Here is a 9859-nt window from a genome sequence, read left to right as displayed (position 1 = left end):
CTCGCGCGTGAAGGTGGTGGAGCTCAAGCAGGGCAACACGGGCAAGATCGACCTCAACGACGCACCGATCATCGTGGCCGGCGGCCGTGGCCTCAAGGCCGCGGAGAACTTCAAGCTGTGCGATGATCTCGCCGACGCGTTCGGCAATGCGGCGGTGGGTGCCACGCGCGCCGTGACCGACGAAGGGTGGCGTCCCCACTCGGATCAGATCGGACAGACCGGGCGCAATGTGAGCCCCAACCTGTACATCGCCGTGGGGATCTCGGGGGCCATCCAGCACCTTGCGGGCATGCGCACCTCCAAGACGATCGTCGCGATCAACAAGGATAAGGACGCGCCGATCTTCAAGGTGGCCGACTACGGCATCGTGGGTGACGTGTTCGACGTCATGCCGGCGTTCACCGACGAGGTCAAGAAGGTGCGCGCGCAGGGCTGAACCGGGACATCCTCCGGGTTTGAGCCCATGGGATGTGATCCCGCGGGATCAACAACGCCACGACTTCCGTTTGGAAGGCGTGGCGTTGTTCGTTCCGGTCTCCCTGAGCCTTCATGATTTCCTCGCTTTTTTCGGTGCTGTTGCAGGTCGCCGTGAGTGTCGCCGACTCCACCGGCGTCGTGAGCGGGCAGGTGGTGGATGCCCGTACGCGGCAACCGGTGGCGGCAGCCACGGTCGTTGTGCGCGGGACGCGCGTCGGGACCGCCGCCGGTGATGATGGACGGTTCGCGCTGCCTGGCGTGCCGGCGGGTGCGGCACGATTGGTCGTGGGGCGACTCGGCTATCGGTCCGATACCGTGTCGGTCCTCGTACGCCGCGGCGATACCACCCGGATCACGGTCGCGCTGCAACCGTCCACGGCGCAGTTGCAGACCGTGAAGGTGGCCGCCGCGGCGACCGAGCGGGAGCAGTTCCGGCTCTCCGGCAGTCCGAGTGTGGTGAGCGTGCGCGGCGAGACGCTCAAGCGCGTGCCGGTCATCGGCGAACCCGATGTGCTGCGGGTGGTGCAACTGCTTCCCGGCGTCGTGGCCACGAACGACTTCACGGCCGGCTACAACGTGCGCGGTGGCGAAAGCGATCAGAACCTCGTGCTGCTCGACGGGTTCCCCATCTACAATCCGTTCCACCTTGGCGGGCTGTTCGGCACCTTCATCGACGAAACGGTCGGAGAGTTCGAGCTGCTCCCCGGCGGGTTTCCGGCGCGCTACGGCTCGCGCCTTTCGAGCGTGCTGAGTGTGGTGCCCAAGGCGGAGCCGCGCAGTGGCGTGCACGGGGCCGCATCGGTGTCGGTCCTCGCGAGTACCCTCTCACTCGGGGGTACGGTGCGGGGCAGTACCAGCTGGAATGTGGCGGCACGCCGCACCTACGCCGATCGGTTCGTGTCGCTGCTGAGCGACCGGCAGCTCCCCTACTACTTCACCGACATGCAGGCCCACGTGCGGCACACGTTGCCCAATAGCGGCGTCGTGTCGCTTACAGCGTATCGCGGGCGTGATGTGCTCGATGCGTCGCTTGCCGCCTTCGGGGATTCGTCGCAGGCTGGTGGTGGTGAACTGCTGTTCGACTGGGGCAATGCGCTGGTGGGTATGGCGTATACGCAGCCCCTCGGTGCGCGATGGGGCGGCGATTCCACACGGGCCATGCAGCGTCTGTCGTGGACCGGGTTCTCGACCAATCTCGACCTCGGCTCAGGGTCGCTGCGCTTCGAGAACCGACTTGGCGATTCGCGGGCGTGGGGCGAGCTCACGCGTTGGCGGGGGAATCACGAAACATTGGTGGGCTACGAGTGGTCGGGACTGCGCACGCGCTACGATGTGAACGCTGCCGCCAGCGCTGATCCCATTCTCGCCGTCGGCCAGCGTCCCTCGGCGGCCTCCGTGTATGTGGATCACACGGTGCGCCACCAACGCTTCGTGGCGCGGGTGGGCGTGCGCGGCGAAACCGTGACCGGCACCGGATGGAGCGGAGCCTCGCCACGCGCCTCGCTCAAGTGGTTCGCCGCGCCGGATTTTGCGCTCACCGTGGCCGGCGGTCGCACGACGCAATGGACGCCCGCACTCCGTAACGAGCAGGCGCCCGTGCGTATCTTCGACTTCTGGCTCACCGCCGACCGTAACACGCCGGTGTCGAGCGCGTGGCAGGGGAGCGTGGGCGGAGAGAAATGGTGGGGCGGCAGCCGCTTCGTGCGTCTCGAAGCGTGGAGCAAGCAGTACCAGCAGCTCCCCTCGTCGAATCTCTTCAACGATCCGAACGTGGTGGGTGACGAATTCATCGTGACCAGCGGCGAGTCCTACGGGGCGGACCTGCTGGTGCGACAGCTGGAGAGTCAGCGCGTGTCGGGATGGATCGCGTACTCGTATGCGGTGAACTGGCGGAACGGCGTCGACGGGAGATTCGCCCCGGTGCAGGACCGCCGTCACAACCTCAACGTCGTGACCTCCTATCGTCCCGGTGCCGTGTGGAGCTACGGCGTGCGGCTCGGCGTGGGCACGGGTACGCCCTTCACCGACGTGGTCGGGCAGCTCGTGCGGCGCCGCTATGATCCCCTCACCAACAGTTTCGGTACCGGCAATCGCGAGGTGTCGCGCGAACCGATTGGCGGGGTACGCAACGCCGCGCGTTTTCCGCTGTTCCAGCGCCTCGACCTGAGCGTCACGCGGACCAAGCCAGGTAAGCGTACCTGGGCGCCCTATGCATCCATCGTGAATGCCTACAATGCCCGCAACGTGTTCACCTACTTCTTCGATTACTCCGACAATCCGCCCACGCGCACGGCCATCTCCCAGTTTCCATTCATTCCCACGGTCGGCGTGACGGTGTCATGGTGAGCGCTTTGCGTTTCTCCCGAGCGGGACGACTGCTGTGCGTCGTTGGTGCCCTCGTTGGCTGCGAGGCGGCGCCGGTGGAGGTGACGTCACCGCAGTCGGCCATTGTCGTGCATGCGGTGCTCAATCCCGATGTGGCCGAGCAGGTCGTGCTGGTAGAGTCGTCGCTCACGGGGCGGATCGACATCAACGACCGGCTCAGGTTCAACCCGCTGGATCCCATTCGCACCGCCGGCGGGTCCCCGATCAACGGCGCCGACGTCCGGCTGCTCGCGGACGGCGACAGCGTCGGTGTCCGTGCAGTGGAAACGCTGGTCGGGACCCGCGCCACCGGTCGCTACGTGGTGGCGCGCGCGCAGCTCGCCGTGCAACCGGGGCGCCGCTATCGCCTGCGGGTGCGCACGGCCGACAACCGCGAGGTCACTGGCGAGACGCTGGTGCCCGGCGCCCCGCCCGGATGGACGCCCGGGAGCGGCGCGGTGGCGCAGCCGACCGTGCTGAACCGCAGTCGTGACACCCTCGCCCTCCGCTGGCCGGCGGTCACCGGCGCGCGGCGCTATGCGCTGCGTGTGGAGGGGCCCTTTGGCCCGTGGGCGCTGTTCTCGGACTCCACGCAGTTCACACTCGGCGGCGGGCTGCGGAACTTCTTCGCAGACGGGCTGCCGTCACTCTGGTTTCCGGGCTTCGTGCAGACGGCGAATGTGGCAGCGGTCGACGGCAACTTCTACGACTACAATCGTTCGGGAAACGACCCCTTTGGTGGCACGGGGCTCATCAGCAGTATACGCGGTGGCGTCGGGCTTTTCGGGAGCCTTGTAAACCTGCTGCGGCGTGAGGTCACGGTCACGGAGAACACGCGCTTTCCCCTCGACGCGCGCTGGCGCGGTCTGGCCGCCAATGGTCAGGCCGCCGAGGTGGATCTCTGGGTGGACGTCCAAGGGCCGACGGTGAGCAGTGTCAGTGGTCGCGAAGTCACGGCGCTGCGGCGATTTGTGCTGGGGACCCTGCGGGGCGAAACGCTCCGGCTGGTCACGCTGGCCGCCGGTTCGAGCGCCGATACGGTGGCGGTGTTTACCGCGAGGCTGGCGGGGGACTCACTGGCGGGCACCTACGACGGCCGCTTCGCCACTACGGGGCCGCGCGTGTTTCGCCGCGTGGTACCGTAACCCAACCAGCGCTCGCCCCTCCCCGAAACCGGTGCCCCGGTGCGAACTTGACCGGGATGAACACGGTCGCCTGAAACGGGACCCGAGCAATCGGTCCTGTCCACGGCTCCCGTCCCACCGTGTGTACCCTCCCCGTCATCGACAGCTCGGCTTCGCGCCATGACTCTGCAGAACTACGTTTTCGCGGTGATCCTCGCCGGCGGCCTGTGGATGTTTTCACAGCAGGCGCAGCGGCTCGTCCGCTGGCTCAAGCTCGCCAAGGACGAAGTCCGCACCGATCACCCCGATATCCGTACGAAGAACTTCCTCCTCATCGGTCTCGCGCAGACGAAAATCCTGCGCGATCCGCTGGGGGGGATGATGCACGCGCTGGTGTTCTGGGGCTTCTGCGTGCTGGGGCTCGGCACCATCGAAATCATGATCCAGGGGCTGTACACGCCCTTCACCTGGAACGTGATCCTGCCGCAGCTGCTGTACGTGCCGTACGTGTTCTCGCAGGAAGTCTTCGCGGTGTTCGTGCTCATCCCCGTGTTCTACCTGCTGTACCGCCGCCTGGTGATCAAGCCCAAGCGGTTCACGGTGGACGCGGTGCACAGCGGCGAAGCCGTGCTCATTCTCAGTGTGATCGCCGTGTTGATGGCCACGCTGTTGCTGCTCTTCGTGGGTGAGGCGAAGCAGCCGGGGGCCGACACCAGCGGGCGTGTGATCACGGCGATGCTGCTGCCGCTGTTCGGTGGCATGAGCGCGGAGACCGCGCATGTGATGGCGCGCGCGATGTGGTGGATTCACGCGGTGTTGATTCTGTGGTTCCTGGATCACTTGCCGAAATCGAAGCACCTGCACGTGCTCACGTCGCTCATCAATGTGTGGTTCTCCAACACCGATGGGCCGGGGCGGGTCGGCGCCATGCGCCCCATGGACCTCGAGGCGGAAGACGCCGAGCAGTTCGGGGCGAGCGATGTGGAGCACCTGACGTGGAAGAACCTGCTCGACGGCTACAGCTGCACGGAGTGCGGACGCTGCACCGCGGCGTGCCCGGCCAACATCACCGGCAAGACGCTCTCGCCGCGCATGATCGTGGTGAAGACGCGCGCGCGGCTCACCGAAAAGGCGTCGATGCTGGACCTCGTCGCTGCCGGCGGTGGTACGGCCACGGCGGAACAGCAGGCCGTGCTCGACAAGAAGCTGCTCGACGATTGGATCACCGAAGACGAGTTGTGGGCGTGCACGAGCTGCCGTGCGTGCGTGCAGGAGTGCCCGGTGAGCATCGACCAGCTCGACATCATCAACGAGCTGCGCCGCGACCTCATGCTCATGGAGTCGCGCTTCCCCGAGGAGATTCAGCCGGCGCTCACCAGTCTCGAGCGCAACGGTAGTCCGTGGGCGTTCAGTGCCGCCGACCGTGAGAAGTGGGCCGAGGGGATGAACATCCCCACGATGGCCGAAATGGCGGCGAGCGGCGAAAAGCCGGACATCCTGTTCTGGGTGGGCTGCGCCGGGTCGTTCGATGATCGCAGCAAGAAGATCACGGTGGCGTTCGCGCGTATTCTGCAGGCCGCCAACGTGAAGTTCGCGATTCTCGGTCAGGAAGAGACCTGCCACGGTGACCCGGCCCGCCGCATGGGCAACGAGTATCTGTACCAGATGATGGCCAAGGGCGTGATCGAAACGCTCAACGGGTACGAGATCAAGACGGTGGTGACGTTCTGCCCGCACTGCTTCCACCAGATGGGCAAGGAATTCCCCGATCTGGGTGGGCACTACGAAGTCATTCACCACACGGAGTACATCGAGCGTCTGCTCAACGACGGGCGTGTACCGCTCGACACCGAGCACGGCCAGCGGCTCAAGGTGGCGTATCACGATTCGTGCTACCTCGGTCGCTACAACGAGGTGTACGACGCACCGCGTAACACGCTCAAGAAGGCGCTCCCGATCGTGGAGCTGGTGGAGCCCGCGCGCACGAAGAGCCGTGGCCTCTGCTGCGGCGCCGGTGGCGGCCGCATGTGGATGGAAGAGAACGTGGGCAAGCGCGTGAACGTGGAGCGTAGCGAAGAGCTGCTCGCCACCGGCGCCGATCAGATCGCGGTCGCGTGCCCGTTCTGCATGACGATGATCACCGACGGCGTGACCGGCGCGGGGAGCGAGGTGCCGGTGCTCGACATTTCCGAGGTGGTGGCGGCCAAGCTCGCAGTTCCGGCTGCATCGGTGTGAGTCGAGAGTTGCTGTAACTGCTTTCGCGGAGACGCGGAGTGAACAGAGGCCGCAGAGAAAGCATCAATTCTCTGCGGCCTCATCGTTTTCTCCGCGTCTCCGCGAAAGCAGTGCCCCCGAACAAAGCGATGACATCGCGCTTCAGGGCAGCGGCACCTCGGCCCGCAGGCGGATATCGCGGCTCGACCCGCCCACCATCACCCGCCAGACCCCTGGCTCCTCGATTATGCGCATGGACGCATCGAGGAACCGCACCTGCGAACGCTTCACGTCGAACGTCACGCGCTGCGTCGCACCGGCCGCGAGCGAAAGGCGCGTGAACCCTGCCAGCTCCTGAATAGGCCGCGCCACGCTCGCCAGCACATCGCGCAGATAGAGCTGCACCACCTCGTCGCCTCCGCGCGCCCCGGTGTTCTGTACGCTGAGTGAAACACGCAACGCGATACTGTCCGTGGCTGGACGTACCTCGACGTTCAGATCACGATAGGTGAAGTTGCTGTACGACAGCCCGTGCCCGAAGGGGAAGAGCGGGTGCCCAGTGAGATCGAGGTAATCGTCACCGCGCCCGGTGGGTTTGTGCGCGTAGTGCAGCGGGACCTGCCCCTCGTGCATGGGGAAGGTGAGCGGGAGACGCCCGGCGGGATTCACACGGCCGAAGAGCACATCCGCCACCGCGTGGCCGCCTTCCTGCCCCGGATACCACACGTCGAGTACGGCGCCCACCTGTTCGATCCACGGCATGGTAATCGCACTACCGCCCACGAGTACCACGACCACCGGCGTGCCGGTGGCCGCTACGGCACGAATGAGTGCCTCCTGCTTGCCAGGAAGGCCGAGCATCGCGCGATCACGGAACTCGCCCTCCTCGATACCGGCCACGATCACAGCGACATCGCTCGTACGCGCCAGCGCTGCCGCGCTGGCGATCTGCGCGCGATGCCGATCCACGATGCCAGCATCCCACAGGAGCTTGAGCCGCGCATTTCCGGTGGCCTCGAAATACTCGAGGCGAACGCGATGCGATGTGCCGCCGGCCAATCGGACGGCCGTGCGCTGCGTGCCGTAGCTCGCCTTACGCCAATGATCGATGCGCAGCGTGTCGTTGACCCAGAGGCGAACCCCCTCGTTCCCCTCCACGGCGAGTGTACGCACTCCGCCTGCGGGAACGGTGAGGGTGCCCTCCCACCGGCCGCTGTACCAGTCGAAGGGGATCCCCCGGCCGGGGCCGTTCAGCGTCCACTGAAAGTCCACCTGCGCATCGCGTCGCACGATGGTCGGCGCGCCCTCGAACCCGATGTTCGGCCAGTACTGTCCGTGAAGGCCGGCCACCCGACGGCCGGCACTGTCGTGAGAGAACGCCGCCGACGGAATCACGGCCAGATCGCGCCAGACCCGTGGCACGCCGGCATGTATACGCACCGACGCGCCGGTCGGTGCACCCGCCCGCAGCGCCTCGGCGATCGTGACAACCCGCGCCCCGGGCGGGGCATAGCCACCCGCACGCCCCTCGACGGCATCGGTACCGATCACGGCAATGCGCCTCGCCGTCGAGGCGAGGGGCAGGGTGCCGTGCTCGTTGCGAAGCAGCACGATGGACTTGGCCGCCGCCTCGCGCGCGATGGCGCGATGCGCGGTGGATCGGGCGACCGCTGCGGCGCTGTCCTCGTGGGCATAGGGCTGTTCGAACAGCCCGAGTGCGAATTTCACCCGCAGCACGCGCGCGACCGCGCTGTCGATGGCCGCGGGGAAGATGCCGCCCGTGCGAAAGGCGTTGAGCCATGCGCGATGCTGGTCGTAGCTGCTCTGGAAGATCACATCGAGCCCCGACTCCAGCGCGTGTTTCGCTGCGGTGGCGGTGCTCGCCTCGGTGTGATGCAGCACGATGGCGCCGCCGGTGGCTGCGGCATCGGAAATCACGAAGCCGTCGAACCGCCATGCGCGCCGGAGCACGTCGGTGAGAAGCGTGCGGTTCTGTGAGGCGGGGGAGCCGTCCACCGAGTTGTACGCACTCATCACGCTGCGTGCGCCCGCATCCTGCACGGCCGACTGGAAGGGCGGGAAGTACCGTTCACGCAGCAGGCGTTCGCTGAACTCGATGGGATAGCTGTCGCGCCCCCCCTCGCCGACATTGGCCACGAAATGCTTGGGAGTGGCCACCACCCCGCGGCGTTCGAACTCGCGGATGTACGCGCGCCCCATCGCCGAGGTGAGATGGGTGTCCTCGCCGTAGGTCTCCTCCACCCGCCCCCAGCGCACGTCGTTGGCCACGTTGATGACAGGACTGAGGCTGTGGCGGATACCACGCGCACGGGCTTCGGTCGCGATCGCCCCAGCCACGCGGCTCATCAGGGTGGTATCCCATGTGGCGGCGAGGCCGATGGCCTGCGGAAACGTGGTGGCGCCCTCTCGCCCCACCCCGTGCAGGGTTTCCTCGAAGGGCATCATCGGAATCCCGAGCCGCGTGGAATCCACGAAGTAGCGCTGCAGGGCATTGATGCGCACGGCATGCGCGCGCGCCACGCGCGATGCCGGGAGTGTGTCACTGCGCGGTGAGTCGGCGCGCATGCCGGCCGGTGCGTTCACCTGCAGGCCGAACGAGCCATGACGATAGTCGTGCGCCACGTCATCACGGTCGCCCGGGATCATGAACAGCTGCCAGAACTTCTCCTCAATCGACATGCGCGCGAGCAGGTCCTGTGCGCGCGCGGCCGGGGAAAGCCGAGCATCTCGGTATGGTGCACCATCGAGTGCGCGGTCGCGGCTTTGGGCAGACACGACCGCGGGTACGCCAAGTGCCGCCGAAAAACACAAACGGAGCAGGCCGGAAATTCGCATCCCCAAGCCTACTCCGTGATGCACACTCTCGCAGGCTCGGCGCTGTCCTGCGTGTGGCGCCTGTTAGGCAGCCGAGCGCACGAGACGCAGCAGCTGAATACGTTGCTTGATCGGTCCGGCCTCATACGGCACATCGACGCGGCTGGCGACCCGCAGGCCGATGGTGTCGAGATGCTCGAGGAAGGCGGGCAGGGCGAGTCGCCCCGGATCGGCCACGATGGCTTCACCGTGCGGCGCGAGCGCGCGCGCGATGCAGTCGCCTACGAGTGTGGCGTATTCCTTCTCGTACAGCACGTCGGCCGCCATGACCACGTCGAACGTACCGAGGCTGTCTGGCCACGCACGCCAGTTCACCATGCGCGTCGCCGGCTCACGGCCGATGTTGCGCGAGGCATTCAGACGCGCGATGTGAATGGCATCCTCGTAGTAGTCGGTGGCCGTCACGGTAAACCCCGCGGCCATGGCCGCCACCGTATCGAGACCCAAGCCGCAGCCCATCTCGAGCAGCGTGCGGCCATGGCCATCCATCTCCAGCAGCGCGCCAGCCAACACACGCGCCGACGGCCAGAGATCGGCCCAATAGGGCAGCCGCTCGTCCATCACGTAGTCGGCCTCGCTGATCAGATGATCGGCATTCGCCGGCTTGAAGAGCGTGAACTCGCGGGCGTGTGGCGCCGAGCCCACCGTCACCGTTTCTGTGGCCGTTTCGAACTTGCGGGCGAACGCCGCTTCGAGATCGGCACCGTGCAAACCCGACAACTCGATCAGGTTGGAATGCGCACCGGTTTCCGTCACGACACACGCTCCGTCGCGGCGAACAGTAC

Annotated in this window: 6 protein-coding genes; 4 read left to right on the top strand and 2 right to left on the bottom strand. The window is 66.5% G+C overall.

What is annotated here, in order from left to right; all coding sequences use genetic code 11:
- The 4 genes from ACIQ6O_RS08330 to ACIQ6O_RS08315 all read left to right on the top strand — a co-directional run.
- Window positions 1–436 (top strand): electron transfer flavoprotein subunit alpha/FixB family protein (locus ACIQ6O_RS08330; protein ID WP_396207318.1); only part of this gene is annotated, 436 nt, incomplete at its 5' end.
- 113 nt (window positions 437–549) lie between these two features.
- Window positions 550–2823 carry a carboxypeptidase-like regulatory domain-containing protein gene (locus ACIQ6O_RS08325; protein WP_396207317.1) on the top strand — a complete coding sequence of 758 codons (2274 nt, stop codon included), beginning with the start codon at window positions 550–552 and terminating at the stop codon, window positions 2821–2823.
- Between the two features lie 5 nt (window positions 2824–2828).
- Window positions 2829–3986, top strand: coding sequence for a DUF4249 family protein (locus ACIQ6O_RS08320; RefSeq protein WP_396207316.1), 1158 nt, complete (start codon window positions 2829–2831; stop codon window positions 3984–3986).
- A gap of 159 nt (window positions 3987–4145) precedes the next feature.
- Window positions 4146–6200 (top strand): (Fe-S)-binding protein, encoded by a 2055-nt coding sequence (locus tag ACIQ6O_RS08315; protein ID WP_396207315.1) that lies wholly within the window; start codon window positions 4146–4148, stop codon window positions 6198–6200.
- Between the two features lie 141 nt (window positions 6201–6341).
- On the opposite strand, the gene ACIQ6O_RS08310 is transcribed toward ACIQ6O_RS08315, so the two are convergent.
- Both ACIQ6O_RS08310 and ACIQ6O_RS08305 read right to left on the bottom strand, forming a co-directional pair.
- On the bottom strand, window positions 6342–8879 hold the full coding sequence (locus tag ACIQ6O_RS08310) for a glycoside hydrolase family 3 N-terminal domain-containing protein (protein ID WP_396207314.1): 2538 nt from the start codon (window positions 8877–8879) through the stop codon (window positions 6342–6344).
- A 219-nt stretch (window positions 8880–9098) separates the two neighbouring features.
- Window positions 9099–9859, bottom strand: a 761-nt coding sequence (locus ACIQ6O_RS08305) for a class I SAM-dependent methyltransferase (RefSeq protein WP_396207313.1), incomplete at its 5' end; no start/stop codon positions are given.

The organism is Gemmatimonas sp., assembly GCF_044345575.1.
Lineage (GTDB): Bacteria > Gemmatimonadota > Gemmatimonadetes > Gemmatimonadales > Gemmatimonadaceae > Gemmatimonas.
This window is presented reverse-complemented; position numbering and strand designations above follow the sequence as displayed.